The sequence below is a fragment of the Branchiibius cervicis genome (genome assembly GCF_042661605.1).
In the GTDB taxonomy this organism is placed as follows: Bacteria; Actinomycetota; Actinomycetes; order Actinomycetales; family Dermatophilaceae; genus Branchiibius; species Branchiibius cervicis.
Genome location: NZ_JBHSWJ010000002.1, coordinates 890,470 through 916,730, shown reverse-complemented (window position 1 = coordinate 916,730; position 26,261 = coordinate 890,470). Strand labels below are relative to the sequence as shown.

The 26,261-nt window shown below is 67.6% G+C and carries 28 protein-coding genes and 4 pseudogenes; 8 read left to right on the top strand and 24 right to left on the bottom strand.

Annotation, left to right across the window (positions count from 1 at the left end; all coding sequences use genetic code 11):
• Nucleotides 1-15: 15 nt before the first annotated feature.
• A pseudogene (gene mce / locus ACFQBT_RS05030) lies at nt 16-437 on the top strand (methylmalonyl-CoA epimerase).
• On the opposite strand, the gene ACFQBT_RS05025 reads toward mce, so the two are convergent.
• The 3 genes and pseudogenes from ACFQBT_RS05025 to ACFQBT_RS05015 all read right to left on the bottom strand — a co-directional run.
• Nucleotides 434-730 carry a hypothetical protein gene (locus ACFQBT_RS05025; RefSeq protein ID WP_377820854.1) on the bottom strand — a complete coding sequence of 99 codons (297 nt, stop codon included), beginning with the start codon at nt 728-730 and terminating at the stop codon, nt 434-436. The pseudogene mce and the gene ACFQBT_RS05025 sit on opposite strands and share 4 nt — an antisense overlap.
• A gap of 7 nt (nt 731-737) precedes the next feature.
• Entirely contained in the window at nt 738-1,574 is an 837-nt protein-coding gene (locus ACFQBT_RS05020; RefSeq protein ID WP_377825359.1) for a 3-hydroxyacyl-CoA dehydrogenase family protein, read from the bottom strand.
• 6 nt (nt 1,575-1,580) lie between these two features.
• A pseudogene (locus ACFQBT_RS05015) lies at nt 1,581-2,326 on the bottom strand (3-hydroxyacyl-CoA dehydrogenase family protein); the annotation flags it as partial.
• A gap of 131 nt (nt 2,327-2,457) precedes the next feature.
• On the opposite strand from ACFQBT_RS05015, the gene nucS reads away from it, so the two are divergent.
• The gene (gene nucS, locus ACFQBT_RS05010) at nt 2,458-3,153 is read left to right on the top strand and encodes an endonuclease NucS (RefSeq protein WP_377820852.1); all 696 of its coding nucleotides are present in this window, start codon (nt 2,458-2,460) and stop codon (nt 3,151-3,153) included.
• Here nucS and ACFQBT_RS05005 read toward each other — a convergent pair.
• The gene (locus ACFQBT_RS05005) at nt 3,139-4,578 is read right to left on the bottom strand and encodes a GH1 family beta-glucosidase (RefSeq protein ID WP_377820850.1); all 1,440 of its coding nucleotides are present in this window, start codon (nt 4,576-4,578) and stop codon (nt 3,139-3,141) included. The genes nucS and ACFQBT_RS05005 overlap by 15 nt on opposite strands.
• A gap of 21 nt (nt 4,579-4,599) precedes the next feature.
• Nucleotides 4,600-4,953 (bottom strand): STAS domain-containing protein, encoded by a 354-nt coding sequence (locus tag ACFQBT_RS05000; protein WP_377820848.1) that lies wholly within the window; start codon nt 4,951-4,953, stop codon nt 4,600-4,602.
• A gap of 220 nt (nt 4,954-5,173) precedes the next feature.
• Between ACFQBT_RS05000 and ACFQBT_RS04995 the strand changes: the two are divergent.
• Nucleotides 5,174-5,778: pseudogene (locus ACFQBT_RS04995) on the top strand (cob(I)yrinic acid a,c-diamide adenosyltransferase).
• A 21-nt stretch (nt 5,779-5,799) separates the two neighbouring features.
• Here the strand turns inward: ACFQBT_RS04995 and ACFQBT_RS04990 are convergent.
• Nucleotides 5,800-6,231 carry a DUF2550 family protein gene (locus ACFQBT_RS04990; RefSeq protein ID WP_377820846.1) on the bottom strand — a complete coding sequence of 144 codons (432 nt, stop codon included), beginning with the start codon at nt 6,229-6,231 and terminating at the stop codon, nt 5,800-5,802.
• Nucleotides 6,232-6,240: 9 nt separating this feature from the next.
• The gene (locus ACFQBT_RS04985) at nt 6,241-6,528 is read right to left on the bottom strand and encodes a F0F1 ATP synthase subunit epsilon (RefSeq protein WP_377825357.1); all 288 of its coding nucleotides are present in this window, start codon (nt 6,526-6,528) and stop codon (nt 6,241-6,243) included.
• Nucleotides 6,529-6,623: 95 nt separating this feature from the next.
• On the opposite strand from ACFQBT_RS04985, the gene ACFQBT_RS04980 reads away from it, so the two are divergent.
• The 4 genes from ACFQBT_RS04980 to ACFQBT_RS04965 are packed head-to-tail and all read left to right on the top strand — an operon-like array spanning nt 6,624 to nt 10,269.
• The gene (locus tag ACFQBT_RS04980) at nt 6,624-7,409 is read left to right on the top strand and encodes a TerC family protein (protein WP_377820844.1); all 786 of its coding nucleotides are present in this window, start codon (nt 6,624-6,626) and stop codon (nt 7,407-7,409) included.
• A gap of 18 nt (nt 7,410-7,427) precedes the next feature.
• The gene (locus ACFQBT_RS04975) at nt 7,428-8,726 is read left to right on the top strand and encodes a DUF1727 domain-containing protein (protein ID WP_377820842.1); all 1,299 of its coding nucleotides are present in this window, start codon (nt 7,428-7,430) and stop codon (nt 8,724-8,726) included.
• Entirely contained in the window at nt 8,723-9,442 is a 720-nt protein-coding gene (locus ACFQBT_RS04970) for a type 1 glutamine amidotransferase (RefSeq protein ID WP_377820840.1), read from the top strand. The genes ACFQBT_RS04975 and ACFQBT_RS04970 overlap by 4 nt, the downstream gene beginning before the upstream one ends.
• A 26-nt stretch (nt 9,443-9,468) precedes the next feature.
• The gene (locus tag ACFQBT_RS04965; RefSeq protein WP_377820839.1) at nt 9,469-10,269 is read left to right on the top strand and encodes a hypothetical protein; all 801 of its coding nucleotides are present in this window, start codon (nt 9,469-9,471) and stop codon (nt 10,267-10,269) included.
• 5 nt (nt 10,270-10,274) lie between these two features.
• Here ACFQBT_RS04965 and ACFQBT_RS04960 read toward each other — a convergent pair whose 3' ends face one another.
• The 17 genes and pseudogenes from ACFQBT_RS04960 to rpmE form a co-directional block, all read right to left on the bottom strand.
• Nucleotides 10,275-10,583: a hypothetical protein gene (locus tag ACFQBT_RS04960; protein ID WP_377820838.1), complete on the bottom strand. Its 309-nt coding sequence runs from the start codon at nt 10,581-10,583 to the stop codon at nt 10,275-10,277.
• Nucleotides 10,565-10,912: a hypothetical protein gene (locus tag ACFQBT_RS04955; RefSeq protein WP_377820837.1), complete on the bottom strand. Its 348-nt coding sequence runs from the start codon at nt 10,910-10,912 to the stop codon at nt 10,565-10,567. The genes ACFQBT_RS04960 and ACFQBT_RS04955 overlap by 19 nt, the downstream gene beginning before the upstream one ends.
• A gap of 75 nt (nt 10,913-10,987) precedes the next feature.
• The gene (gene atpD / locus ACFQBT_RS04950; RefSeq protein WP_377820836.1) at nt 10,988-12,460 is read right to left on the bottom strand and encodes a F0F1 ATP synthase subunit beta; all 1,473 of its coding nucleotides are present in this window, start codon (nt 12,458-12,460) and stop codon (nt 10,988-10,990) included.
• Nucleotides 12,461-12,502: 42 nt separating this feature from the next.
• Nucleotides 12,503-13,420, bottom strand: coding sequence for a F0F1 ATP synthase subunit gamma (locus tag ACFQBT_RS04945; protein ID WP_377820834.1), 918 nt, complete (start codon nt 13,418-13,420; stop codon nt 12,503-12,505).
• Nucleotides 13,421-13,460: 40 nt separating this feature from the next.
• Entirely contained in the window at nt 13,461-15,089 is a 1,629-nt protein-coding gene (gene atpA, locus ACFQBT_RS04940; protein ID WP_377820832.1) for a F0F1 ATP synthase subunit alpha, read from the bottom strand.
• A gap of 134 nt (nt 15,090-15,223) precedes the next feature.
• Nucleotides 15,224-16,036 (bottom strand): F0F1 ATP synthase subunit delta, encoded by an 813-nt coding sequence (locus ACFQBT_RS04935; protein ID WP_377820830.1) that lies wholly within the window; start codon nt 16,034-16,036, stop codon nt 15,224-15,226.
• Nucleotides 16,036-16,617: a F0F1 ATP synthase subunit B gene (locus ACFQBT_RS04930; RefSeq protein ID WP_377820828.1), complete on the bottom strand. Its 582-nt coding sequence runs from the start codon at nt 16,615-16,617 to the stop codon at nt 16,036-16,038. Before ACFQBT_RS04930 ends, ACFQBT_RS04935 begins: the two co-directional genes overlap by 1 nt.
• A gap of 49 nt (nt 16,618-16,666) precedes the next feature.
• Nucleotides 16,667-16,876 carry an ATP synthase F0 subunit C gene (gene atpE / locus ACFQBT_RS04925; protein WP_109684011.1) on the bottom strand — a complete coding sequence of 70 codons (210 nt, stop codon included), beginning with the start codon at nt 16,874-16,876 and terminating at the stop codon, nt 16,667-16,669.
• Between the two features lie 70 nt (nt 16,877-16,946).
• Nucleotides 16,947-17,623, bottom strand: a pseudogene (gene atpB, locus ACFQBT_RS04920) (F0F1 ATP synthase subunit A).
• A 313-nt stretch (nt 17,624-17,936) separates the two neighbouring features.
• Nucleotides 17,937-18,416 (bottom strand): hypothetical protein, encoded by a 480-nt coding sequence (locus tag ACFQBT_RS04915; protein WP_377820826.1) that lies wholly within the window; start codon nt 18,414-18,416, stop codon nt 17,937-17,939.
• A gap of 62 nt (nt 18,417-18,478) precedes the next feature.
• Nucleotides 18,479-19,576 carry a glycosyltransferase family 4 protein gene (locus ACFQBT_RS04910; RefSeq protein ID WP_377820824.1) on the bottom strand — a complete coding sequence of 366 codons (1,098 nt, stop codon included), beginning with the start codon at nt 19,574-19,576 and terminating at the stop codon, nt 18,479-18,481.
• A 20-nt stretch (nt 19,577-19,596) separates the two neighbouring features.
• Complete coding sequence (locus ACFQBT_RS04905) at nt 19,597-20,874, bottom strand: serine hydroxymethyltransferase (protein WP_377820822.1); 1,278 nt, start codon at nt 20,872-20,874, stop codon at nt 19,597-19,599.
• Entirely contained in the window at nt 20,871-21,755 is an 885-nt protein-coding gene (locus ACFQBT_RS04900; RefSeq protein WP_377820820.1) for an L-threonylcarbamoyladenylate synthase, read from the bottom strand. Before ACFQBT_RS04900 ends, ACFQBT_RS04905 begins: the two co-directional genes overlap by 4 nt.
• Before the next feature lie 10 nt (nt 21,756-21,765).
• Nucleotides 21,766-22,191 (bottom strand): class I SAM-dependent methyltransferase, encoded by a 426-nt coding sequence (locus ACFQBT_RS04895; RefSeq protein WP_377820818.1) that lies wholly within the window; start codon nt 22,189-22,191, stop codon nt 21,766-21,768.
• On the bottom strand, nt 22,131-22,628 hold the full coding sequence (locus ACFQBT_RS04890) for a N5-glutamine methyltransferase family protein (protein WP_377820816.1): 498 nt from the start codon (nt 22,626-22,628) through the stop codon (nt 22,131-22,133). Before ACFQBT_RS04890 ends, ACFQBT_RS04895 begins: the two co-directional genes overlap by 61 nt.
• Entirely contained in the window at nt 22,625-23,707 is a 1,083-nt protein-coding gene (gene prfA / locus ACFQBT_RS04885) for a peptide chain release factor 1 (protein WP_377820814.1), read from the bottom strand. Before prfA ends, ACFQBT_RS04890 begins: the two co-directional genes overlap by 4 nt.
• 73 nt (nt 23,708-23,780) lie before the next feature.
• The gene (gene rpmE / locus ACFQBT_RS04880; protein ID WP_377820812.1) at nt 23,781-23,999 is read right to left on the bottom strand and encodes a 50S ribosomal protein L31; all 219 of its coding nucleotides are present in this window, start codon (nt 23,997-23,999) and stop codon (nt 23,781-23,783) included.
• Between the two features lie 262 nt (nt 24,000-24,261).
• Here rpmE and ACFQBT_RS04875 point away from each other — a divergent pair, with 262 nt between their 5' ends.
• Nucleotides 24,262-26,163: an N-acetylmuramoyl-L-alanine amidase gene (locus ACFQBT_RS04875; RefSeq protein ID WP_377820810.1), complete on the top strand. Its 1,902-nt coding sequence runs from the start codon at nt 24,262-24,264 to the stop codon at nt 26,161-26,163.
• The last annotated feature ends 98 nt before the right edge of the window (nt 26,164-26,261 follow it).

The following is a 26,261-nucleotide window of genomic DNA, read 5'->3' as shown; positions in this document are numbered from 1 at the left end:
GTCTAGTGTTGCCGTATGGACCCGCTCTTCGAAGCCGTCGACCACGTGGGCATCGCCGTCCCCGACCTCGACGAGGCGATCACCTTCTACACCGACACTCTCGGCATGCGGGTGGTCCACGAGGAGACCAACGAGGCCCAGGGCGTGCGCGAGGCGATGGTCGAGGTCGCCCCCGGCGGCACGCAGCTGCAACTGCTCGCCCCCTCAATGAGCAGTCGTCCATCGCCAAGTTCCTCGACCGCTCGGGTCCGGGAGTCCAGCAGGTCGCCTACCGGGTCAAGAACGTCGATGACGTCTCGAAAGCGTTGCGGGACAGGGGCTTACGCCTGCTGTACGACGAACCGCGCCCGGGCACGTACGGCTCCCGGATCAACTTCGTGCACCCCAAGGACGCCGGCGGAGTTCTCGTCGAACTCGTGGAGCCCCCGCAGAACTAGCGCCACGATCCGCGCGGCGGACGCCGGTCGCGCGCCTGCCAGCACGGCGTGTGCCAGTGCCGCCGGTCGGTCACATCGCCCAGCCCCTCCGCGGGCCACACGACGACATGCGCCTGGGCGGCCGACACCTGCTGCTGGCATCCCGGGCAGGTGTAGCTCTTGCCCGAGGAGTTGCCGCGCAGACTTCGCACGGTCCAGACCTGCCCGGCGTACGACGCACTGGACGTCCCGCCGCCCAGCACCTCCGAGAGGGGGCGGCTGGACGGTTTACGGGGCGGTTTACGCCGGGGCATCGGCCTCTCAGCCCAGGAACTTCCGGCCGCGCACAGCGTGCTCGACGAGGAGCGGTGAGGGTCCCGCGCTGCCGACCGTCGTGGCCATCACGGCTAGGCCCTCGGTCACCTGATCCGCACCCAGGCGGTCGATCATCGCGAACGGACCCTCCGGGTACCCGCAGCCGGCGGTCATCGCGGTATCGATGTCCTGTGCGCTGGCATAGCCGGAGTCGAGCATCGCGACGGCGTCGTTGAGGTGCGGGAAGAGCAGTGCGTCGACCACCAGACCGGAGCGAGCCCGGCCGACCACGGGGACCAGACCCGCACGCTCCGCCGCGGCGCGGACCGCGGCAATCTCCCGGGAGCCACTGTCCAGACCGGTGCCGATCTCCAGCACCTGACCGCCCTTGGTGGGCTCGTGCAGTCGCACGGGTACGACAACCCGCCCGTGCTCGTCGGGCGTCCCGATGGCCCATTCCGCCAGACCGTCCATCGGGGCCAGGATCGCGTTCTTGCCGATCTTGCCCAGGCCAGCCGAAACGGCCTCCTGCGCGGGACCCATCTGGTCACACTCACACGCGCCGGCCGCGCATTCGCCGGTGGCACAACCGGCGTCGGTACCGACGAAGACAACCTGCGCTGCCCCCAGATCTGTCGGGGACGAGACCGCATGGACCACCCGCAGCCCACCGGACTCCAACTTCTCGCCGAGTTGCACCAGCGCCTCACCGGTCCCGAGCAGGCCGACGGTGTCGACTGCGAGCGCCCGACCGCTGCTGGTTTGCTCTACCGCATCGTCGGACGCGGTGTAGTCGTAGAAGCCCTGACCGGTCTTGCGGCCCAGCCGGCCGGCCGTGACCATCTGCTGCAGCAACGCGGGCGGCGCGGCCGAGGGTCCTTGGTGGCGTCGTACAGCACGTCGCACACCTCTTTGACCACGTCGAGGCCGATCAGGTCGGACAACGTCAGCGGCCCCATCGGAAAGCCCGCTCCAACGCGCATCGCGTTGTCCAGGTCCTCCCGCGACACGGTCCCGGTCTCGTACAGCCGGATCGCCCGGGCCAGGTAGGTGATCAGTAGCGCATTGGCGACGAAACCGGCCCGGTCGCCCACGACCACCGGCTTCTTCCCCAGTCTGGTCGCCAGGTCGCGCACTTCGCGCACCAGTTTGTTGTCGGTGAACAGCGTGCTGATGACCTCGACAAGGGCCAGCACCGGCGCCGGGTTGAAGAAGTGCATCCCGATGACCCGCTCGGGGTGCTTGGTCGCGGCCGCAATGGTGGTCAGCGAGAGGCTGGAGGTGTTCGAGGCCAGGATCGTGTCCGGCCGCACGATGTCGTCCAGCTTGGTGAACAGATCGGTCTTGAACTCCAGACGCTCGGGGATGGCCTCGACCACCAGATCCACGTCGGCCAGGTCGGTCAGCGACGCGGTCCACGTGACCCGTTCGAGCAGCGCCTGCTGGTCCTCCTCGGACAACCGGCCGCGGGCAACGGCTTTGCCGGTCGATTTCGTCAGGAACCCTTTACCGCGCTCGGCCAGTTCGGGCGTTCCGTCGACGCCGACGACCCGCAACCCGGCCTTGGCGAAGACCTCCACGATGCCGGCCCCCATCGTGCCCAGGCCGACGACACCGACCGTCGCGATCCGGCTCGATCCATTACGTCGTCCGTTGCTTGGCACCATGCCGGAAGTCTCCCAGAGCCCGGCGCCGGGCCGCCAACCGGCCGGATACGCTGACGCCCGTGCGGATCGTGATCGCCGAATGCAGCGTCGACTACCTGGGCCGGCTGACCGCCCATCTCCCCCTGGCGACCCGTCTGTTGGTGGTCAAGGCGGACGGCTCGGTGTTGGTGCACAGCGACGGCGGCTCCTACAAACCGCTGAACTGGATGTCCCCGCCGTGCACCCTCAGCGAGGTCTCCCCCAGCGAGGATGAGGCCGAGGAGGGGGTCACCGCGGTGTGGATCGTGCAGCACACCAAGAACGAGGACCAGCTGCGGGTCCGCCTGCACCGGGTGCTGCACGACAGCGAGCACGCCCTCGGCGTTGACCCAGGACTGATCAAGGACGGGGTCGAGGCGCAGTTGCAGGCCCTGCTCGCCGAGCACATCCAGACCCTGGGCGAGGGGTACTCCCTCATCCGCCGCGAGTACTTCACCGCCATCGGCCCGGTGGACATCATGTGCCGCGACGCAGACGGCAACACCGTCGCTGTGGAGATCAAGCGCCGCGGCGACATCGACGGGGTCGAGCAGTTGACCCGCTACCTGGAACTGCTCAACCGGGACACCTCGCTGGCCCCGGTCACCGGCATCTTCGCCGCCCAGCAGATCAAACCGCAGGCCCGCACCTTGGCGCAGGACCGCGGGATCCGTTGTGTCACCTTGGATTACGACGCCCTCAAGGGTGTCGACGACTCCGAATCACGCCTGTTCTGAGCCCCGCTCCCAACGGGCGCGGTGGGCCGCGATGACCGACGCGTAATAGTGCCCGGAGTCCTTGATCGTGCGCTCCAGCGTGTCGTAGTCGACCCGGATGATCCCGAACCGCTTGCTGTAGCCGTACGCCCACTCGAAGTTGTCCATCAGTGACCACAGTTGGTAGCCGCGCACGTCCGCACCCGCCGCGATGGCGTCGGCAGCGGCCTGCAGGTGCGCAGCGACGTACGCCGCCCGATCGCGGTCCGGGATGCTGCCGTCGGGTGCCACGCGATCGTCGTACGCCGCGCCGTTCTCGGTCACCATCAGCGGCACGTCGGGGAACCGGGCACTGACCTGCGTCAACAACTGGGTCAGCCCCGCCGGTTCGACCAGCCAACCCATCGCGGTGTGCTCCCCCTCGACGTGCAGCACCTCGAAGTCCTGCTCGCCGGGCCACGCCGTGGCGTCGGTGTCGCCGTGCCCGTCGTCCATCTCCCGCGGCGTGCTGCCGTCCCAGTACCTCGCCAATGAGGTTGTGTAGTAGTTGATTCCGAGTATGTCGATCGGCTGGCGGATCTGCGTGAGGTCGCCGTCGCGGACGAAGGACCAGTCGGTGATCGACGACGTGTCGGCGATCAGGTCGGCCGGGTACCCCTCGCCCAACTGCGGCCCGAGCCAGACCTCGTTGCCCAGGTTGCGCATTCGCCGCACCACGTCGACATCGCGCGGATCGTCCTGATCGGCGGCCCGGATCACGTGCAGGTTGTGCGTCACCGACCCCATCGCGCCGGGCAGCACTGCCCGGATCGCCTGCAACCCCAGACCGTGGGCCAGGTTCAGGTGATGTACGGCGGCCAGCGCCTCTACCTGATCGGTGTGGCCCGGCGCGTGGACGCCCGCCGAATAGCCCAGGTACGCCGCGCACCAGGGTTCGTTGAGCGTCGTCCAGATCGCGATCCGGTCACCGAGCGCCTCGGCCATCCGCCCGGCGTACTCGGCGAAGCGGTAGGCCGTGTCGCGTTCGGGCCAGCCGCCGGCATCCTGCAGCCCTTGTGGCAGATCCCAGTGGTAGAGGGTGGCGATCGGGGTGATCCCGGCACCGAGCAACTCATCGACCAAGCGCGAATAGAAATCCACTCCAGCGGGATTCACCGCACCGGAGCCGTTCGGGACGATCCGCGGCCAGGCGATCGAGAACCGGTAGGACTGCAGCCCGAGGCGTTTCATCAACGCCACATCACCCGGCATGCGGTGGTAGTGGTCGTCCGCGACGTCTCCGGTGTCGCCGCCCAGCACCTTCCCCGGGGTATGGGAGTAGGTGTCCCAGATGGAGGGTCCCCGACCGTCCTCGCGTGCAGCGCCCTCGATCTGGTAGCTGGCGGTTGCGGCGCCGAACAGGAAGCTCTTGGGGAACGCCGGGATCGGCAATGACGTCGCTGTCATCCCGACATCATGGCAGCGGGGTCAGGCTGTCCGGGTCAGGACACGGTCCAACCGGGATCCGCGCAGCAACCGGTCGATCCGCGGCGACACCGCGGTCAGGACCAGTCGGCGGCCGGAGCGTTCGGCGCGGTGGTGCGCGCCGACGAGCACTCCGAGACCGGTAGCGTCTCCGATGTCGGCGAAACCGAGATGCAACAGGAAGTCGCCGACCCCGCCGTCGATCGAGCGCACCAGGGCGGTGCGCACCTCGCCGACGGTGTGCACGTTGAGCGGTCCGCGGATCAGCATCTCCACACCGGGCACGATCTCCTCGACCTGTGCCTGCCACCAGCCGGTGAAGCCGGCATCGGCCACGCGTCGATTCCGAGCGGACATCTCGCACCTCCGGCGGAGCAAAGACAGTGGGTGGGGTTCCTATCCACGACCCGGCGACTGTGTCGCCGCAGGGGATGGCCTGTGGAAGGGTCATGCGCCAAGGAGGGCAGCCGGGTCGGCCAGATACTCGGCACAGCGGGTCGGGGGTATTCCGGGTGCCAGCATTGAGCCACACCCGGCGGCTGACCGACCGGAGGCGCGCCGATGGCAGGATCAGGGCATGGTCATCCTCAGCCGCATCTACACCCGCACCGGCGACGACGGGCAGACCGCCCTCGGCGACATGAGCCGCACCAGCAAGAACGATCCGCGCCTGATCGCCTACGCCGACACCGACGAAACCAACAGTGCGATCGGTGTGGCCCTGGCCGCCGGCGACCTGCCCGAGGCGTTGCGCACGGTCCTGCTGCGCGTGCAGAACGAGCTGTTCGACGTGGGCGCTGACCTGTGTACGCCGATCGTGCCGGACCCGACGTATCCCCCGTTGCGTGTCGAGCAGCCCTGGATCGACGATCTCGAGGCCGACTGTGACCGGCTCAATGAACAGGTCGAGACGTTGCGGTCGTTCATCCTGCCCGGCGGGACCCCGGCTCGGCGTACCTGCATCTGGCCCGCACGATCGCCCGGCGGGCGGAACGATCGGCCTGGCTGGCGCTGGAGACCTACGGCGACCAACCCGGCGAGCCCGGCGGGATCAACCCGCTGACCGCGCGCTACCTCAACCGGCTGTCCGACCTGTTGTTCCTGGCTGCACGGGTGGCCAACCTGGGCGCCGGCGGCGACGTGCTCTGGCAGCCGGGCGGCGGCCGCAAAGCCCAGCCCTGAGCCGGCTGCGCCCGCCCCGGCTCAGGCTACGTTCGCGTTGAGGCCGGGCGGCGCGGATTCGGACCAGGACCGAAGCGCGGTGTAGTCCGACGCGGACAGCACGAGGCGGTAGGTCGCCAGGCCGACCGTGCAGTCGACCGCCATCGGTTCGGCCAGGGTGGTGAAGCGCTGGCCGGTGACCGGCGCCGGTGCACCCAGCGTGACGTCGCCGCGCCGCCAGCGATACCGCGGGCGCAGCCGCAGCGACAGGAACGGGAACCACTGCACCTCATCAGGTGCTACCGCCAGGAAACCGGTGCGAGCGCGCATGCTGTTCTTCAAATACACCAGCATCAGCGGGTTTCCCCGGCCGATGAACCGGCGGCGTAGCAGGAAGTAGGCGATCGTCGCGACGACGACCAGAACGACCAGCCCGACCGCGACCTCAGCCGAGACCAGCAGGTCGTGAGTCACGCGCCAGAGCTACGCGGACTGTGCGGCGGTGGCGCGTTGGGTCAGCGCCTCGGCGTCGACCTCTTCGGCGACCAGGGTCACGACGTCGGAGTCGACCGACAGGAAACCGCCGTCGATGTGGATCGTTGCGCGCTCACCCTCGACGGGGTCGATGCGGACCTCACCGTCCACGAGCACAGCCAGCAGCGGTGCGTGACCGGACAGGATGCCCACTTCACCTTCGGTGGTGCGGGCCGAGATTTGGGTCGCTTCGCCCTTCCAGACCTCGCGGTCCGCGGCGACGACCTCGACCTTCATACTCACAGGGCTACTCCTCGCATCGATGTGGCTGCCAGTCTACCGGCAGGTCAGGGGCGGAACCGACACGCCTTAGCGGACGTTAGGCAGACATCATGGACTTGCTGACAAGCCCAGACGCCTGGCTGGCCTTCGCGACCCTTTTCGCCCTCGAACTGGTACTCGGCATCGACAATGTCGTGTTCATCTCGATCCTGACCAACCGGCTCCCGGAGAGCCAGCGGCAGCGCGCCCGCATCGTCGGGTTGTCACTGGCGATGATCATGCGGATCGTCCTGTTGTTCTTCGCGTCGTGGATCGTCGGACTCACCGACCCGATCTGGTCCCCCGGTGACGGCCGCTTCGAGTTCAGCGGCCGGGACCTGATCCTGATCGCCGGCGGCCTGTTCCTGGTCTACAAAGCGGTCAGTGAGATCCATCACAAGCTGGAGGGCGAATTCGAGGACGAGTCCGTCACCTCAGGGGTTACGTCGACCTTCGGGCGGGTCATCGTCCAGATCCTGCTGATCGACGCGGTCTTCTCCCTGGACTCGGTGATCACCGCCGTCGGCATGGTCGATGAACTGGCGATCATGGTCGCCGCCGTCGTCTTGTCGATCGGTCTGATGATGGTGATCGCCGGGCGGATCAGCGACTTCGTCAACGCCCATCCGACGGTGAAGATGTTGGCCTTGGCGTTCCTGGTCCTGATCGGCACGACCCTGATCGCCGAGGGCTTCGACTATCACATCAGCAAGCCGCTGATCTACGGACCGATCGCCTTCGCCATCGGCGTCGAATCGCTGAACCTGATCTACGCGCGCAACGTGGCCAAGCGCCGCTCCGTCCGCCGTCCCGAAGCGGTGCACCTGATCAGCAAATACGAAGAGGACGCGGGCTGACCGCTTAGGATGACCGGCATGCGTCATGCCCTCGCCATCAGCGTCGGCAAGGCGGCCCGCTGGGCGGCCATGCGCCGCGGCGGCGGCTCAGCGGCACCGGGCCTGTTGGCGGAGCGGATCGATCCGGGCTTCCTGCGAGCAACCCTGGGCGATCTGCCGTACGGCGTGGTGGTGGTCAGCGGCACCAACGGCAAGACCACGACCACCAAGATCGTCGTCGAACTGCTGCAGAGCCAGGGCCTGCGGGTCTTCACCAACCGCACGGGCAGCAACTTCTCCCGGGGCGTGGTCGCGTCCTTGCTGGGCGAGATCGACCTGCGCGGCCGCCTCGCCGCGGACATTGCCGTGTTGGAGTTGGACGAAGCCCACGCCATCTCGTTCATCGCTGCGGTGCCGCCGCGGTACTGCCTGCTGCTGAACGTGATGCGCGACCAGTTGGACCGGTTCGGCGAAATCGACCACACCGCAAGGCTTTTGCACAAGATCGCGGCCGCGACCCAGGACACGGTGGTGGTCAACGGCGATGACCCGCGCATCGGCGTACCCGCATTCGCCGCCGACCTGAGCGCCAGGGTCCGCACCTTCGACACCGACCCTTCTCTGCACCGGCTCTTCCCCAGCGACGATGCGCTCTACTCCGACACCGCGCAGGACATCCCCACCGCGCCGACCGGTCCCCCGATCAACGCCGACGACACGCGCCTGATCAGCATCGAGGACCACACGGCCGTCTTCGGCTTCGCCGGACAGGCGCATACGGTCCAGTTGCAACTGGAGGGCGTCCACAATTTCCTCAACGCCGCCGCCGCGATCGCGCTGACCCGCGCCGTCGTCGGCGACCGGTTGGATACGCCCGCGCTGCTGCGTGCTCTGGCCGCGGTCAAACCGGCCTTCGGGCGCGGCGAGACGATCATGGTCGACGGCCAACCGGTCGAGCTCGTGCTGGTCAAGAACCCGGCGGGTTTCCGCCTCAGTCTCGCCTCGTTCGATCCCACGGGTGTTGCCACGATGATCGTCATCAACGACGACTACGCCGACGGCCGCGACGTGAGTTGGCTGTGGGACGTCAGCTTCGAACGACTCCGGCACACGGGTGTGGCGATGGTCAGCGGTCACCGCTGCTGGGATATGGGCCTGCGATTGCATTACGACCAGGTCGGATTCGACGCTGTCGAAGAGGAGCGCGGGCCGGCGCTGGACGCCTTCCTGGCCGCGCACCCGGACGGTCGCAAGCGGATCTTCGTCACGTACACCGCGATGCTGCAGATCCGGGATCTGCTCGGGCAGCGCGCTTATGTGGAGGCGAGAGTCTCTTGAGTGAGTGCTTGCGGATCCTGCAGCTGTACCCGCGCGCCATGAACATCTACGGCGACTGGGGCAACACCCTGGTGCTGGCCCGCCGTGCGCAGGAGCACGGTCTGCCCGTGGAGTTGCTCAGCTACAACGAAGGCGACAGCTTTCCCAGCGACGTCGACCTCATTGTCGGTGGCGGTGGGCAGGACAGCGGCCAGGACGTCATCCAGGACGACCTGTTGGGCATCGGCGGGCAGCTGCGCGATCTGGCCGCCGACGACGTACCCATGCTGGTGATCTGCGGCCTCTACCAACTCTTCGGGCACTTCTTCCGCACCCAGGACGGGCACACCATCAAAGGCATCGGGGTGCTCGACCTGGAGACCCACGCCGGCGAGACCCGGCTGATCGGCAACGTGGTGACCACTTCGGATCAGTTCGGTGACATCATCGGTTACGAAAACCACTCGGGCCAGACGTTCCTCGGCCCGCAGGTGCAACCCCTGGGCACTGTGGTCGCCGGTGCGGGCAACAACGAGAAGGACGCCACGGAGGGTGCCCGCTCTCGCGAAGTCATCGGTTCCTACCTGCACGGTTCGCTGCTGCCGAAGAACCCCGCGATCGCCGATCACCTGATCGCCACCGCGGCCACCCGGCGGTTCGGCTCCTTCACTCCGCGCCCCCTGGACGACACACTCGCCGTGCGAGCCCGCGAAATCGCCCGGAGGCTGCCGCGGTAGGGACCGGGCTGTCGCTGCTGGCCTGCGTGCTCTGTGCGCTCGCCTACGGTTCGGCGACCGTCCTGCAAGCCCTCGCCGTACGCCGGATGTCCGCCTTGCCGTCGGACGTCGCCTGGGTGCAGCGCGCCCGGGCGGGCTGGCTGTACGCAGCCGGTCTAGCGGTCGACGGCATCGGCTTCCTCGCCTCGATCGTGGCGCTGCAGAAATTGCCGCTCTTCCTGGTCCAGGCGTTCGTCGCTTCGGCGGTGGCGGTGACCGCTGCTCTGGCTGTCCCGGCGCTGGGTATCAGGTTGTCCCGCAGGGAGATTGCGGCCATCGGTGCCATTGCGACCGGTCTCGTCCTGCTGGCGGTGAGCGCGGCGGAGGGCGAGGCGCGCAAGGTGTCGAGCATGTTCGAGTGGACCCTGCTCGGCTGCGGTATCGCGCTGGCCGCGTTGTTGGCGGTAGGGCTGGCGGACCGGTCCGCGCAGAGGTCATGCATCATTTTGGCGACCTCGTCCGGCCTGGGCTTCGGGGTGGTGGCGCTGGCCGCGCGGGTACTGCACGTGCGCGATCCGTGGTGGAGCACGGTTGCCTCCCCGGCCCTGTGGGCGATCGTTGCCGCTGGCGCGGTGGCTCTGGTCGCCTACGGGTTCGCTCTCGACCGGGGCCGGGCCACCACCGTTGCCGCGATCACCTCAGCAGTCGAGACCATCATTCCCGCGGGGGTCGGACTGATCGTCCTGGGCGACGAATTCCGCTCCGGTTTCGTGCTGGTCGCCATCACCGGCTTCGTGCTGACACTGGCCGCCTGCTTCGTGTTGGCCTCGCGCGCCGAGGTCGAATAAGTCGGCTAGCCCAGCCGGCCGGTCCCGCCGTACTCCAGGACCAACTCCTCCACGATGGGCCGGGCGTTGGCGCGCAACACCGCCTCGGGCACCCGGGGCAGGTTCTCCTCCCAGTCCAGCAGCGGAGAACCGCGCAACTGCAGCATGCGAGCCGGGCGCCCCATCAACAGCAGATGCAGGTGGGCTCCGCCATCGCCGTACTTGGCGATCTGCGCACGCCCCACCGAGGGCAACGCTTCGACCTGAGCAGCGATGGACGCGGTCAGAACGCCGAACTCGGCGGCCCATGCGGGCTTCATGCTGCTGATGTCCATGTGCTCCAGGGGCTGAGCCACAGCATGATCGGCAATCCACTGCCCTCGATCGCCAACGAGAGCTTCCAGCGATCGGAATACCAGACCAGGCCCGGATCAGTGGTGTCCAGGGGTCGAGCACACCAGCAGTCGGCCGGATCCTCCCCGCGCCGCGGCGGTTCAGCCTCCGCCAGCGGCTCGAGCGGTTTGATCCGCAGCGATTCCGTTTCGAACGGGAAGATGTCCCACCCGGGCATTTCCTCGATCGCCACCGGTAGCCGCCGCTCGCCGTCCAGGGCCGCCTCGACGCGCGCGTAGAAGTCCTCGGCACTCTCCGGTGTGTCGGTCACGGACGCGAATCTACCGGCAACGCCGGCGGCTCCCCACCGTGAGGTGAGGAGCCGCCGGGATGAAACCAGGAAGGGTCAGCCTTCCTTCTGGATGCGGTCCCAGGCCTTCTCGACGTCGTCGAGGCCACCGCACATGAAGAACGCCTGCTCGGCCACGTGGTCGTACTCGCCGTCGGCGATCTTGGTGAAGGCCTCGATCGTCTCCGACAGCGGGACGGTCGAACCCTCGATGCCGGTGAACTGCTTGGCCACGTAGGTGTTCTGCGACAGGAAGCGCTGGATCCGGCGGGCCCGGTTGACCAGCACCTTGTCCTCTTCGGACAGCTCGTCGATACCGAGGATCGCGATGATGTCCTGCAGTTCCTTGTTGCGCTGCAGGATCGACTTGATCCGCACGGCGGTGTTGTAGTGATCCGCCGAGATGTAGCGCGGGTCCAGGATGCGGCTGGTCGAGGTCAGCGGGTCCACCGCGGGGTAGATACCCATCGAGGCGATGTCGCGGGACAGCTCGGTGGTCGCGTCCAGGTGGGCGAAGGTGGTCGCCGGCGCCGGGTCGGTGTAGTCGTCGGCCGGCACGTAGATGGCCTGCATCGAGGTGATCGAGTGACCACGGGTGGAGGTGATGCGCTCCTGCAACACACCCATCTCGTCGGCCAGCGTCGGCTGGTAACCCACCGCGGAGGGCATCCGGCCCAGCAGGGTCGACACCTCCGAACCGGCCTGGGTGAAGCGGAAGATGTTGTCGATGAACAGCAGCACGTCCTGGTTCTGCACATCGCGGAAGTACTCCGCCATGGTCAGCGCGGACAGGGCCACCCGCAGACGGGTGCCCGGCGGCTCGTCCATCTGACCGAAGACCAGAGCGGTCTGCCCCAGCACGCCGGCCTCGTCCATCTCGACCATCAGGTCGTTGCCCTCACGGGTGCGCTCACCGACACCGGCGAACACCGACACACCACCGTGGTCGCGGGCCACACGGGCGATCATCTCCTGGATCAGCACCGTCTTGCCCACACCGGCACCGCCGAAGAGGCCGATCTTGCCACCCTGTACGTACGGGGTCAGCAGGTCGATGACCTTGATGCCCGTCTCGAACATCTGGGTCTTGGACTCCAGGGAGTCGAAGCTCGGGGACTTGCGGTGGATGCCCCAACGCTCCGTGACCTCGAGGGTCTCCCCCGGCTCCAGGTTGAGGCAGTCACCCGTGGTGTTGAACACCTTGCCGAGGGTGACGTCGCCGACCGGGACGGTGATCGGGCCGCCGGTGTCCTGCACGGCCTGGCCGCGGACGATGCCGTCGGTCGGCTGCAGCGACACGGCGCGCACCATGTTGTCGCCGATGTGCTGGCTGACCTCGAGGTTGATGTTCTTCTTGCCCTCGGTCTCGCCCTGACCGCTCAGGTCGATCTCCAGGGTCAGCAGGTTGTAGATCTCGGGGATCTGGTCCGCCGGGAACTCCACGTCCACGACCGGGCCGATGACGCGGGCGATCCGGCCCACGCCGCCAGCGGTCGGAGCGGTCTGCTCCGTGCTCTCAATGGTGGTCATCTGTTGCGATTCCTTCGTTGTTTCGTGCTGCGTGTCGTGGGCTCAGCTGGCATCCGCGAGCGCGCTGGCGCCGCCAACGATCTCGCTGATCTCCTGGGTGATCTCGGCCTGCCGCGCCTGGTTGGCCAGTCGCGTGTAGGTCTTGATCAGATCCTCGGCGTTATCGGTCGCCGACTTCATCGCGCGCTGGCGAGCCGCCAGCTCAGAGGCCGCCGACTGCAGCAACGCGTTGTAGATGCGGGCCGTGACGTACCGCGGCAGCAGCGCGTCCAGTACCTCGGAGGTGCTCGGCTCGAAGTCGTAGAGCGGCAGCGGGCCGTCGGGGACGTGGTGCTGCTCGTCCTCACCGAGCTCATCGGCGCTCACGACCTCCAGCGGCAGCAGGCGCACGACCTGCGGCTCCTGGGTGACCATGTTGACGAAGCGCGTGTAGACGATGTGCACCTCATCGACCCCGCCGTCGTCGGAGCCCTTCACGAACTGGTCGGTCAGGACCTCGCCGATTTCCCGCGCGACCTCGAACGGCGGTGCGTCGGTGAATCCGGTCCACTCCTGGACGAATTCGCGCCGCCGGAACCGGTAGTAGCTGACCGCCTTGCGGCCGACCAGGTAGGGCAGGACTTCCTTGCCCTCGCCGGTCAGCTTCTCGATGAGCTCGGCGCTCTTCTTGACCGCGCTGACCGAGTAGGAGCCGGCCAAGCCGCGGTCGCTGGTAATGATCAGCACCGCGGCGCGGCGGGGGTTCTCCCGCTCGGTGGTGAGCGGATGCACCTCGTTGGTGTGCGTGGCCACCGCCGAGCAGGCGCGGGTCAGAGCCAGCGCGTACGGCGTGGACTCGGTGACCCGCTGGCGTGCCTTCACGACCCGGCTGGCGGCGATCAGCTCCATGGCACGGGTGATCTTCTTGGTGGCCTGCACCGAGCGGATCCGCTGACGGTAGACCCGTTGCTGTCCGGCCATCAGTAACTCCTTCCGTTGCGGGCGTTCTCAGAAAAGGACATCAGTGCTTGACGATCTTGGCCTGGTCGATCTGGTCCTGGGTGATCTCGTCGTGCTGCTCCGAGCCCTCGCCGCCGCCGTCTTCGCTGGCCACGAACTGCTTCTTGAACTCGGTCATCGCCGACTCGAACGCCGCCTTGCCATCGTCGTCCAGCTTGGTGGTCTCGCGGATGGCGTCCATGGTGGGCTTGGCCGCGGAGTGCAGGTAGTCCAGGAACTCCCGCTCGAAGCGGGGAATGTCCTCGACCTTGACGTCGTCCAGCTTGCCGGTGGTGCCGGCCCACAGCGCCGCGACCTGGTCTTCCAGGGCGTACGGGCTGTTCTGCGGCTGACGGAACAACGTCATCAGACGCTCACCGCGGGCCAGCTGGCGACGGGAGGCGGCGTCCAGGTCCGAGGCGAACATGGCGAACGCCTGCATCTCGCGGAACTGAGCCAACTCGACCTTGATCGAACCGGTGACCGCCTTCATGGCCTTCGTCATCGCCGCGCCACCCACACGGGAGACGGAGATACCGACGTCGACCGCGGGACGCTGGTTGGAGTTGAACAGGTCTGCCTGCAGGAAGATCTGACCGTCGGTGATGGAGATGACGTTGGTCGGGATGTACGCCGAGACGTCACCGGCCTTGGTCTCGATGATCGGCAGACCGGTCATCGAGCCCGCGCCGAGCTCATCGGACAGCTTCGCGCAGCGCTCGAGCAACCGGGAGTGCAGGTAGAAGACGTCGCCCGGGTAGGCCTCACGACCCGGCGGACGGCGCAGCAGCAGCGACATGGCGCGGTAGGCCTCGGCCTGCTTGGACAGGTCGTCGAAGACGATCAGGACGTGCTTGCCTGCGTACATCCAGTGCTGGCCGATGGCCGAGCCGGTGAACGGGGCGAGGTACTTGAAGCCCGCCGGGTCGCCCGCCGGAGCGTTGACGATGGTGGTGTATTCCAGGGCGCCGGCCTCTTCGAGGGTGCCGCGCACCTCGGCGACGGTGGAGTTCTTCTGGCCGACCGCGACGTAGATGCAGCGGACCTGCTTGGCCGGGTCACCGGACTCCCAGTTGGCCCGCTGGTTGATGATCGTGTCGGTGGCGATCGTGGTCTTGCCGGTCTTGCGGTCACCGATGATCAGCTGACGCTGACCGCGACCGATCGGGGTCATCGAGTCGATGGCCTTGATCCCGGTCATCAGCGGCTCGTGCACCGACTTGCGCTGCACCACGTTCGGTGCCTGCAGCTCCAGCTCACGACGGGTGTCGGAGGCGATGTCGCCCAGACCGTCGATGGGCTCACCCAGCGGGTTCACGACCCGCCCCAGGAACGCGTCGCCGACCGGCACGGAGAGCACCTCGCCGGTGCGCTTGACTTCCTGGTCCTCCTCGATGCCGGCGAACTCACCCAGGACGACGACACCGATGTCGTGCACGTCCAGGTTCAGCGCGATGCCCAAGGTGCCATCGGCGAACTGCAGCAGCTCGTTGGTCATGGCCGAGGGCAAACCCTCGACGTGCGCGATACCGTCCGCAGCGTCGACCACGCGGCCGACCTCTTCGCGGGCAGCGGCATCGGGCTCGAACGACTGGACGTATCCAGCCAGCGCGTCGCGGATCTCATCCGGACGGATCGAGAGCTCCGTCATTGTCTTCTCCTTCTGGCTCGGCCTCGGGTGGCCGGTCCTGCAAGTCTGCTTCGAGTCTTCTTCGTCGTACGCCGGCTGGCCGGCTGACCGCCTAGCGGCCGGTGACCGGCGAACCGGTCGTCACATCCGCCGGACTAGCCGGCCAACGCTCGTTGGGCCTGGGACAGGCGGGACAGAATCGTGCCGTCGATGACCTCGTCGCCGACCTGGATTCGCAACCCGCCCACAACGGAGGGGTCCACGACCAGATCGGTACGCACGGTGCGGCCGTACATCTGGGCCAGCGCCTGACCCAGCCGCTGCTGCAGCGCGTCGTCCAACGGGAACGCCGAGGTCACCGTCGCGGTCAGCTGCTCGCGCAGTCGAGCCGCCACGTCGCCGTACCCCGACAGGACCCGGATCAGCCGCTGTCCGCGAGGGTGGGCCACCGCCTGCGAGACCAGATCGATCGTCTGCTGTGCGGCTTTGCCTTCCAACAGTCCGCGCAGCAGAGCGGCCTTGTCCGCACCGCTGCGCTGCGGATCGGCCAGTGCGTTCTGCAACTCGGGCGAGCCGGAGACCACGCGCTCCACGCGGAAGAGCTCGTCCTCCACGCGGTCCAGGGCTCCGTCGCGCTCGGCGGCCAACAGGGTCGCCTCGACACCGAGCTGCTCGGCGCCGTCGACGAGGTCGTTCTCGCTGGACCAGCGCGAACCGGCCAATGATTCGACCACGCTCAGCGTCGGGTCACTGACCTTGCCGCGCAACAGGCTTGCGGCCAGGCCGCGCTTGCTCGCGTCGATCGCCGACGGATCGGCCAGCGCTCGACGCAACGAGTGCGCGTCGTCCAACAGGTTGGCCACCGCGAACAACTCGCTGCCCAGGACGGCCGGGTCGGCACCCGCGCTCAGCTGCTGCCGCAGGACCGTGCGGCCCTGTGCCAGTGCGTCGCGTGAGGATCCGAGCATCAGGCGCCTGCCTCGGTCCCGACCGAGGTCGGGGTGACGTCACCGGACTCCAGGTCAGCCAGGAACCGCTCGACGATGCCACGCTGGCGGGCCTCGTCCTCCAGCGACTCACCGACGATCTTGCCGGCCAGGTCGGTCGACAGGCGCCCGACTTCACCGCGCAGCTGCACGCTGGCCTGCTGACGCTCGGCCTCGATCTGCTTGTGTGCCGAATCAATCAGACGGGCACCTTCCTCGTTGGCCCTGGCGCGCGCCTCTTCGACGATCTGCGCACCCTGACCGCGAGCTTCTTCACGGATCTGAGCCGCTTCGGCGCGCGCGTCCTGCAACTGGGCCTCGTACTTCGCCTTGGCCTCGTCGGCTTCGTGCTGCGCCTGGGCGGCGTGCTCGATGCCGCCTTCGATCGCGGCACGGCGCTTGTCGTACAGCGTCTCGAGGCGAGGCACGACGTACTTGGAGTAGACCCAGTAGAGGATGGCGAAGGACACCAGTCCGACGATCATCTCCATCGGGTGCGGCAGCAGCGGGAATCCCGAGGGGAAACCGACCTCGTCAGCGGCGGCTAGGGATGCAACCGTCACGGTGCTTCCTTATCTCTTGCAGGGAATGGGGTTTCGCGGAGGGGCTGGGTCAGCCCTTGAAGACGAACGCGAACACCAGACCCAGGATGGCGAGGGCCTCGGTGAGGGCCATACCGGTGAAGGCGATGGTCTGCAGCATGCCGCGGGTCTCCGGCTGGCGGGCGACACCGTTGATGTAGGCGGCGAAGATCAGGCCGATACCGATGCCGGGGCCGATGGCGGCGAGACCGTAGCCGAGGAATGCGATGGAGCCAGTCATTTTTAACTTTCCTTCTGTGTGTTCCCCGGTGCGGTCGCCCCAGGGGTCGTGCAATGGGCGGGTTTACAAATCAGTGGCCGTCGGAGACCGCGTCGGCGATGTAGAGAGCGGCCAGCAAGGTGAAGATGAAGGCCTGCAGGAACTGGATCAGCAGCTCGAAGAAGCTCATGACCACGGCGAAGAGCAGCGACAGGACACCGGCACCCTTGATGCCGAAGTTGTCCACGTGCAGCAGGAGGTACTGACCGCCCACGATGAACACCAGCAGCATCAGGTGGCCGGCCATCATGTTGCCGAAGAGTCGCAGGGCCAGCGTCAGCGGCCGGATGAAGAAGTAAGTCAGGAACTCCAACACCCACATGATGGGGACCAGCCAGCCGGGCAGACCGGGGGCGTCAGAGAACCGAGGTACTTGCCGAAGCCACCCTTATGCCGCACCGCCGTCACGTGGTAGACGAGGTAGACCACCAACGTCAGCACGATCGGGATTCCGATGCGGCTGGTCGAGGGGAACTGGATGAACGGGATGAAGCCGGCGAAGTTGTTCAGGAAGATCAGCGTGAACAGCGTGAACAGCAGCGGCAGGAACGGCTTGAAGTTCTTGGTACCGATGACGTCACGAGCGATGGTGTTGCGTACGAAGTCGTAGGACTGCTCCAGCAGGAACTGCCCCTTGCTCGGGACCAGCTTGAGGTTCTTGGTGCCGGCCAGGTAGACCCAGGCCAGCACCGCAACGGACACCAGCATGACCAGAGCCGGGCGGGTGAGTGCCCACGGGCTGTCGCTGTGGAACGGGATGATCGGCCACCAGAAGTCACCGGTGCCGGGCGACACGAATTCATCGCTGGGCAGGGCCGCAAGCAAACTCACACAAACTCCTCAGTCAACATCCAGTTTGACGGTCGAACCTGGGATCGGGCGCCCCTACCCATCACGCACCGCCGGGACAGAAAAGACTGTGCCGAGACTGCGGGGAAGGCACCGGATTCCGGTGAAGTCACTGCGAACTCTACCCGACAGAGGACGCTCTCCCGGCCACGGGACGAGCGCCGCAGGCGCCTCATGCCGCCTCATTCCGGTCCGTCCCGACGGTATCGGAGACCGCGGGGTCATAGATCGGTTGGCGGGAGCGACGGAAACCGATCACCTGGAACACCTGCCAGGCGATGACGACCACGACCACGGCGATCGCGGTTGCCGGACCGTCGAGCGATTCGATCTGTACGGCACCGGCCAGGATCAGTCCCAGCACGAGCACCTGGCCGAAGAACACCGCGAGTCCGGCGGCCATCAGCAGCGCCGGATCGAGATTGCGCAGACGCATCAGTACCAGCAGGCCGCTCATGAAGAAGGCCAGGGCCAGCGCCGCTCCGAACAGGCCCGACAGGCCGCCGGCAGGTCCGCGCGCGATCCACAACACGATCGCGGTGATCACTCCGCAGACGGCCGCGGGGACGAAGGCAGCTCGCAGAAGGGGCGCGAAAGGCGACTGCGCCAGCGGCACGGGTGTGCTCACCTCGGTGTCGCGTGAGTCGGTCATTGACTCTCTCCAGGCCGGTCGTGGGCGTCTTTCGGGCGTCGCGCGAGCGCTTGTGAAAACTATCACAAGCTCCGGGTGCGCCTCCACTTGGGCAGTCCCCAGGTGAGCGCCAGCGACGCGGTCAGCATGACCGCGAGCAGTGCGAGTGCCACCGCGGCGGGCAGATACGCAAGGGCGAGAATGCCCAGCGCACCAGCCGCCGACCACAGATAGAGCAGCAACACCGCTTCGCGATGCGGGTGGCCCATCTGCAGCATGCGGTGATGCAAGTGTTTCGAATCGGCGGCCCAGAACTTCCCGCGTCGTCGCACCACCGCCCACACCACGTCGATGATCGGCAGCGCCAGGATCAGCATCGGCAGCGCGATCGGCAGCCACGAGGCGTAGGTAGCCGACTGCCCCGTCGATCCGGCGGGGTCGAAGTTGCCGGTGAAGGAGATGGTCGCGGCCGACAGCAGCAGCCCCAGCAGCAATGCCCCCGCGTCCCCCATGAAGAGCCGGGCCGGGTGGAAGTTGTGCGGTAGGAACCCCAGGCAGACTCCCACCAGGGCCGCCGCGATGAAGGCGGCCGAGGAGAACACGCTGCGCGGTACGTCGCGTGAGGCCAACGAGTAGGTCCACAGGAAGAACGTCGTCCCGGCGATCGCGACGATCCCGGCCGCCAAACCGTCCAGACCGTCCACGAAGTTCACGGCAGTCGTCGTGGCCACCACGATCAGCACGGTGATCGCGGCCAGGATCGGCGTGGGCAGGATGGTCTGCCCGCCCAGCGGGATGTTGACCATCGTCACCCCGGCGTAGGCCATCACACCGGCCGCGATCATCTGCCCGGCGAATTTCGTGATCGGGTCCAACTCCCGGAAGTCGTCGATCGCGCCCAGTGCCGTGATGAGCGTCGCAGCGACCAGGACGCCGATCAGTTGGCCGAAATTCCCCGAAACCGTTTGGGACAGATAGGGCAGGTGGTCAGCGACGAGCAGCGCTGCCGCGAAACCCACCAGCATCCCGACACCACCGAGCCGGGGCACGGGGGTCGTGTGCACGTCGCGTCCGCGCACGGGTGTGAACGCCCCGAAGCGGATCGCCAGCCAACGCACCGCCGGGGTGATCACGAAGGTGATCACCCCGGCGATGACGGCGACTAGGACGTATTCGCGCACAGATCAGGCGATGGCGCGGATCAACGCGGGTAGGCCGGGAACTGCCCGACCAGCTCGTGCACCTGGGCGCGGACTTCCTTCGAGACCGCATTGTCCGGATCGGCGTCACCCTTGGTCACAGCCGTCGCGATGAGGTCGGCGATGGTCTTCATCTGCTCGGGCCCCATGCCCTGGGTGGTGACACTCGGCGTACCCACCCGGATGCCGGAGGCGATGTTCGGCTTGGCCGGGTCGAAGGGAATGGCGTTCTTGTTCAACACGATTCCCGCCGCGTCGGCGCGGGCCTCGGCGTCGGCGCCGGTGACGCCCACGGCCTGCAGGTCGTGCAGCGACAGGTGGGTGTCGGTGCCGCCGGTGGTCGGACGGATGCCGTGCGCATCGAGTCCGGCAGCCAGCGCCTGGGAGTTGACGATGACCTGCTTGACGTACGCCGCGTACTCGGGTGTCGCGCACTCCTTGAAGTTGACCGCCTTGGCGGCGATGGTGTGCATCTGCGGGCCGCCCTGCATCATCGGGAAGACCGCCTTGTCCAGCTTGGCGGCGTGCTCGGCCTTGCAGACCAGCGCCCCGGACCGGGGACCGCGCAGCACCTTGTGGGTGGTGAAGGTGACCACGTCGGCGTAGGGCACCGGCGACGGGATCGCCTTGCCGGCGACCAGGCCGATGAAGTGCGCCGCGTCGACCCAGAAGATCGCCCCGATCTCATCGGCCAGGTTGCGGAAGAACTCGAAGTCGATCAACCGCGGGATCGCCGAGCCGCCGGCCAGGATGACCTTCGGCTTGTGCTCCCGGGCCAGTTCGGCGACCTGGTCGTAATCGATGTCCTCGCTTCGCTTGTCCACGCCGTAGTGGACCGCGTTGAACCACTTGCCGGAGAAGGACACCTTGGTGCCGTGGGTGAGGTGCCCGCCCATCGGCAGCGCCATCCCCAGGATCGTGTCGCCCGGTGACATGAACGCGCCGTAGACGGCCTGGTTGGCGCTGGCGCCGGAATGCGGTTGCACGTTGGCGTGGTCGGCGCCGAACAGGTCCTTGCAACGTTCGATCGCGAGGTTCTCGGCCTTGTCGACCTCGGAGCAGCCGCCGTAGTAGCGCCGGCCGGGGTATCCCTCGGCGTACTTGTTGGACAGCGTCGAACCCAGCGCGGTCAGCACCGCCGGGGAGGACATGTTTTCGCTGGCGATCAGCTGCAGACCCCCGCGCAGACGCTCCAACTCCGAGAGCAGGACACCGGCGATGTCCGGGTCGAAGGCGGCGAGTGCGTCGTAGTCGGAGCCGTAGAAGGGGGTAGTGCTCACGGGTTCACCTCGGGTCGGTCGGTGGCGGCTTCATCGGTAACGGATGTGTTTTCGACGTCCCAGTGCTCACCGATCGACTCCGGCGCCGGTGGGGCGTCGGCGGAATCGAAGACGGTTTCGTCATCCGGGAGATGGGGCGGCGTCTGGTCCGGGTGCGGCTCCTCGTCACCGGGAGCGACGGCGAAAGTCTCGCCCATCGGCTCCGGATCGCCGGGGTCGACGCTGACGCCGAGTCCGGTGATCAACTCGACCGGGCCGAGAACCTCGCGCAACGCATCCAGGCTCACCGCACCTTCGCGCAGTACGACGGGGTCGGCCTTGGTGCAGTCCAGGATCGTAGAGGGTTGCGTGTCGGACCGGGTGCCGCCGTCGAGGAACACCTCGACGAAGCCGCCCAGAGCGAACCCGGCCTCGGTGATCGTGGTGGCCGCGGGCCGGCCCGTCTTGTTCGCCGAACTCACCGCAAGCGGCCCGGTCAACGACAACAGCTCACGGGCGATCTCGTCGTCGGGAACCCGCAGGCCGACGGTGCCGTTGGTGTCTCCCAGGTCCCAGGCCAACGACGGCTGCGACCGGAAGATCAGCGTCAGACCGCCGGGCCAGAACGCATCCATCAACCGGCCCGCGTAGGACGGAACGTCCATGGCCAGGCCCGGGACGGTGTCGCGGCCGGGGATCAGGACCGGTGGCGGCATCTCGCGGCCGCGGCCCTTGGCCGACAACAGTGTCTGGACGGCGACCGGGCTGAACGCGTCCGCGCCGATGCCGTAGACGGTGTCGGTCGGCAGCACGATGCATTCGCCGTTCTCGATGGCGGTGCGGGCTGCAGTCAGACCCTCGGAGCGCTGATCCGCGTCGGAGCAATCGAAGATCTCACTCACGCTCGCGATCCTATCGGTCGCAGCGCACGGCCCGGACCGCGCGCGGACGGCCGGTCAGGTCGACCTGGTCGACGACGTCGCGCCACCGACCGTCGTCTTGTAACGCAACCGGCAGTGAGTCGCCCTGGCTGTCGGCGTGCTCCATGATCAGCATTCCCCCGTCGCGCAAGAGCGCGGCGGCCCGGGCAGCGACGGCCAGCGGGATGCGCAGGCCATCCGCGCTCCCGCCGTAGAGGGCGATCCGGGGATCGTGGTCGCGCACCTCGGGGTCGACCGGCTCCATGCCGACCGGAATGTACGGCGGGTTGCTGACCACCACGTCGACCTCGCCGTCCAGCTCGGGAAGGGCCACGGTGGCGTCCGCGAGGCTCAGGTTCACCTCGAGGCCGAGGGTTTGCGCATTGCGGGCCGCCCAGGCGAACGCCAGCTCGTCCACTTCGACGGCCGACACCTGCAGGTCGGGTCGCTCCCCTTGATCGCAAGGGCGATGGCCCCGGATCCGGTGCACAGATCGACCACCGCGGCGTTCTGCCCCGCGGACTCGATGACCAGGTCGACGAGCATCTCGGTCTCGGGGCGCGGAATGAAAACCCCTGGCCCCACGGACAGTTCGAGGTGCCGGAAGGGTGCGCGGCCGGTGAGGTGCTGCAGCGGGACCCGGCGACTGCGTTCGCCGACGAGTTCGTCCAACGCCGCGAGTTGCTGCTGGTCCGGTTGCCGGCCCAGCAGCAGGTCACGTCGGGCCTCGGAGGGGCTACGACCCCAGACGTGGGCGACCAGAGCCAACCCATCGGCGTACGCCGAGGGCACGCCGGCCTGCGCCAGACGTTCGGTGACCGTCCGCAACAGGTCCGCACTCCGGGGCGCGCTCACTGCCCCGCGGCCGCCATCCGGGCTGCTTCGTCCATCGTCACGGCGGAGTCGATGACGGGGTCGAGGTCGCCGTTGAGCACGGCGTCGAGGTTGTAGGACTTGAACCCGGTGCGGTGGTCGGCGATCCGGTTCTCGGGGAAGTTGTAGGTGCGGATGCGTTCGCTCCGGTCCACGGTACGCACCTGCGAGCGCCGCGCCGCACTGGCCTCGGCGTCGCGCTCCTCCTGTTGCTGCTGACGCAGGCGTGCCTTGAGGACGCGCAGCGCAGCCTCTTTGTTCTGCAGCTGGGACTTCTCGTTCTGGCACGAGACGACCAGACCGGTCGGCAGGTGGGTGATGCGGACCGCCGAGTCGGTGGTGTTGACGCTCTGCCCGCCGGGGCCGGAGGACCGGTAGACGTCGATCTTCAGGTCGTTGGGCCCGAAGGTGATCTCCTCGTCGTCGCCGTCGTCGAGATCGGGCATGACCAGTACGCCGGCCGCGGACGTGTGGATGCGACCCTGGCTCTCGGTGACGGGTACCCGCTGCACGCGGTGCACCCCGCCCTCGTACTTCAGCCGCGCCCAGGGGGCGCTGCCGGGCTCGGGGGTTCCCTTGGCCCGCAACTGCAGCCGGACGTCCTTGTATCCACCCAGGTCGGACTCGGTGGCGTCGGTGATCTCCGCCTTCCAGTGATGCTTCTCGGCGTAGCGCAGGTACATCCGCACCAGGTCACCGGCGAACAACGCCGATTCCTCGCCGCCCTCACCCGCCTTGACCTCCAGGATCACGTCCCGGTCGTCGTCCTCGTCGCGGGGTAGCAGGAGCGTGCGCAACGTGCCTTCGGCGCGCTCGACGGCCTCCCGCAACGCGGGCAGCTCCGCCGCGAAGGCCGCGTCCTCCCCGGCCAGTTCCTCACCGGCCGCGAGATCCTCGGCGGCCTGCTTCAGCCCGTGGTAGGCGGCGACGGTCGGCGCCAACGCGGCGTACCGCTTGTTGAGTTTGCGGGACAGTTTCTGGTCGCCCAGCGTCGCGGGGTCGGCCAGTTGCCGCTCCAGATCGGCGTACTCCGCCACGATCGGTTCAGCGGACTCCAACATGCGGTTGCCTCCTGCGGCACAAAGAAACCGCCGCCCCGCACCCTGGTCAGGGTGCGGGGCGGCGGCGGGAAAGTTACTTGGCGTCGGCCTTCTTGCCGTAACGCTCCTGGAAGCGGGCCACGCGACCACCGGTGTCGAGGATCTTCTGCTTGCCCGTGTAGAACGGGTGGCATTGCGAGCAGACCTCGGCGTTGATCTTGCCGTCGGTCTTGGTGCTGCGGGTCTCGAACTGGGCGCCGCACGTGCACGTCACCAGGGTGTTGACGTACTCCGGGTGCAGGTTCTTCTTCACTGCGGGATCTCCTTGGTATCGAAGGGTCCGGGTCGCCTGCGCGGATGCAACGGGCGTGAACCGGAAGCCAGCAGCCAATTCTGCCAGATCCGCGACCTGAGACCGAATCGGCTGCACCAGCACCAACGCCCGCAGCCGTCCGCGCATTCCGGGCGGTGACGCAAATCCTGCGGAGAAAGTTTTACATTGCGTAAACACTTTTCGTTCCGCAGCTGTGACACGGTAACGATTGTCCGATTTCTGCTCACCCTCGGAGAGTCGTATGCCATCCGTTTCACGGCGCAACTTCCTCATCGCCTCCCTCACCGTGCCGCTCGCGGCGGCCGCCTCCCCGGCCCTCGCCGTCGAAAGCACCGACCAGTTCACCGCTGCCGCCCAGAAGTACGCCGTGCCGGTGGCCGTCCTCGCGGCCGTCTCCTACGGCCAGACCCGCTGGGAGGACCACGCCGGCCGCCCGTCAACCAGCGGCGGTTACGGCCCGATGCACCTCATCGACGGTGCCGCCGTGGCCGCCGTCCGCGCCAACCGCGCCGGCAAGCCGGACAGCGCGCCGGTCATCGACACACTGGGTCAGGCCGCGCAACTCAGCGGCTACTCCCCCAGCGCACTGAAGAACGACCCGGCCGCCAACATCATGGGTGCGGCCGCAATCCTGGCCAGCACGCAGAAGTCCCTGGGTCACCCGGTGGGCACCAGCACCGACCCGGCCACCTGGTACGAAGCGATCGCCGCCGTCAGCGGTCTCACGTCCGCCTCCGGCCAGCAGACCTTCGCCGACGGGGTGCTGGCCGACCTTCAGTCCGGTGCCGTGAAGGCAACCGCCGGAGGCACGCTGAGCATGAAGGCCCGCGCAGTGGGCTCGCCGGGTGCGCAACGGCAGGTCATCGCCGATCGCGTTGCCGTGGCCAAGGCGGCACGACCGCGCGGTCCCGTCGACGCTCCGGCCGGCCTGGACGTCGAGTGGATCCCCGCGCCGTACGAGCAGTACGGGCCCAACCCGGGTGATTACGGCAACCACGACCTCGGCTTCCGGCCGAAGTCGCCCGCCCTGAACCAGATCGTGATTCACGACATGGACGGCTATTACGACGCGTCCATCACCTTGGTAAAGGACCCGACCTACCTGGCCTGGAACTACTCGATCCGCTCGGCGGACGGCCACATCGCCCAGCACCTGGAGACCAAGGACATCGGCTGGCACGCCGGCAACTGGTACATCAACGGGCACGCGCTGGGTATCGAGCACGAAGGCTTCGCCGCCGACGGAAGTTGGTACACCGAGGTGATGTACCGCACCTCGGCCAAGCTGGTGAAGTACCTGGCCCGCAAGTACGACATTCCGGTGGACCGCAGCCACATCCTCGGCCACGACCAGGTGCCGGCGACGACCGCGGCCGGTATCCCGTCGATGCACTGGGATCCGGGTCCGTTCTGGGACTGGGAGCACTACTTCACGCTGCTGGGCGCCAACCTGCGCAAGGGCACGTCCACGGCGCGGCCCAAGTCCGGTCAGGTGGTGCGGATCCTGCCGGGGTTCGAGAACAACTTCCAGCCGCTGACCGGCTACCAGAACAGCTCGAGCACGCCGTACCCCGACCTGCCGACCAACTTCGTCACGCTGCGCACGCAGCCGGACTGGGGTGCCCCGGTCTACACCGACAAGGGTCTGCACCAGAACGGCACACCCGGCTCGACGTACGTCTCGGACATGGGTGCCCGCGCGGCCGCCGGCTGCGATTACGTCGTGGCCGAAGTGATCGGCGACTGGACGGCCATCTGGTTCCTCGGTGACAAGGTGTGGTTCTACAACCCGCGCAAGAACCCCACGGCCCGCGTGCTGCTGGGCGCCAGGGTGGTCACCCCGAAGGCCGGCAAGACCACCATCCCGGTCTACGGTCGAGCACTGCCGGAGCCGTCGGCGTACTCCGACCCGGCCGATGTGGTCGCCTGGGCGCCGCTGACCTATCAGCTGGGTTCGGCGCAGTCCTACGCGCTGGTCGACGAGAAGCCCCCGACGGACTACTACAAGGCCAACACGTACGACATCGACACCCCCGGCGATCACGTCGACATCAAGGGCAAGACGAAGTACTACATGATCAGCGTCGGCCACCGGATCGGTTTCGTCCTCGCCGACGACGTCCAGGCCTCACGCGCCTGGTGATCTGAGGTAGCGCTGCGCAGATCCCGTCGCCGGTCCGCCGGTGGCGGGATCTGCTGCCTCCCGCCGTTGTCCACAGGTGGGCCCGTCCGGTACGGCGC

Excerpts from the sequence above, each read along its gene's own strand:
- ACFQBT_RS05025 (WP_377820854.1), bottom strand. The coding sequence starts at position 730 with ATGCCCCGGCGTAAACCGCCCCGTAAACCGTCCAGCCGCCCCCTCTCG.
- ACFQBT_RS05020 (WP_377825359.1), bottom strand. The coding sequence starts at position 1,574 with ATGGTCACGGCCGGCCGGCTGGGCCGCAAGACCGGTCAGGGCTTCTAC.
- ACFQBT_RS05005 (WP_377820850.1), bottom strand. The coding sequence starts at position 4,578 with ATGACAGCGACGTCATTGCCGATCCCGGCGTTCCCCAAGAGCTTCCTG.
- ACFQBT_RS05000 (WP_377820848.1), bottom strand. The coding sequence starts at position 4,953 with ATGTCCGCTCGGAATCGACGCGTGGCCGATGCCGGCTTCACCGGCTGG.
- ACFQBT_RS04985 (WP_377825357.1), bottom strand. The coding sequence starts at position 6,528 with ATGAAGGTCGAGGTCGTCGCCGCGGACCGCGAGGTCTGGAAGGGCGAA.
- ACFQBT_RS04980 (WP_377820844.1), top strand. The coding sequence starts at position 6,624 with ATGGACTTGCTGACAAGCCCAGACGCCTGGCTGGCCTTCGCGACCCTT.
- ACFQBT_RS04975 (WP_377820842.1), top strand. The coding sequence starts at position 7,428 with ATGCGTCATGCCCTCGCCATCAGCGTCGGCAAGGCGGCCCGCTGGGCG.
- ACFQBT_RS04960 (WP_377820838.1), bottom strand. The coding sequence starts at position 10,583 with ATGGACATCAGCAGCATGAAGCCCGCATGGGCCGCCGAGTTCGGCGTT.
- atpD (WP_377820836.1), bottom strand. The coding sequence starts at position 12,460 with ATGACCACCATTGAGAGCACGGAGCAGACCGCTCCGACCGCTGGCGGC.
- ACFQBT_RS04945 (WP_377820834.1), bottom strand. The coding sequence starts at position 13,420 with ATGGCCGGACAGCAACGGGTCTACCGTCAGCGGATCCGCTCGGTGCAG.
- atpA (WP_377820832.1), bottom strand. The coding sequence starts at position 15,089 with ATGACGGAGCTCTCGATCCGTCCGGATGAGATCCGCGACGCGCTGGCT.
- ACFQBT_RS04935 (WP_377820830.1), bottom strand. The coding sequence starts at position 16,036 with ATGCTCGGATCCTCACGCGACGCACTGGCACAGGGCCGCACGGTCCTG.
- atpE (WP_109684011.1), bottom strand. The coding sequence starts at position 16,876 with ATGACTGGCTCCATCGCATTCCTCGGCTACGGTCTCGCCGCCATCGGC.
- ACFQBT_RS04915 (WP_377820826.1), bottom strand. The coding sequence starts at position 18,416 with ATGACCGACTCACGCGACACCGAGGTGAGCACACCCGTGCCGCTGGCG.
- prfA (WP_377820814.1), bottom strand. The coding sequence starts at position 23,707 with ATGTTGGAGTCCGCTGAACCGATCGTGGCGGAGTACGCCGATCTGGAG.
- ACFQBT_RS04875 (WP_377820810.1), top strand. The coding sequence starts at position 24,262 with ATGCCATCCGTTTCACGGCGCAACTTCCTCATCGCCTCCCTCACCGTG.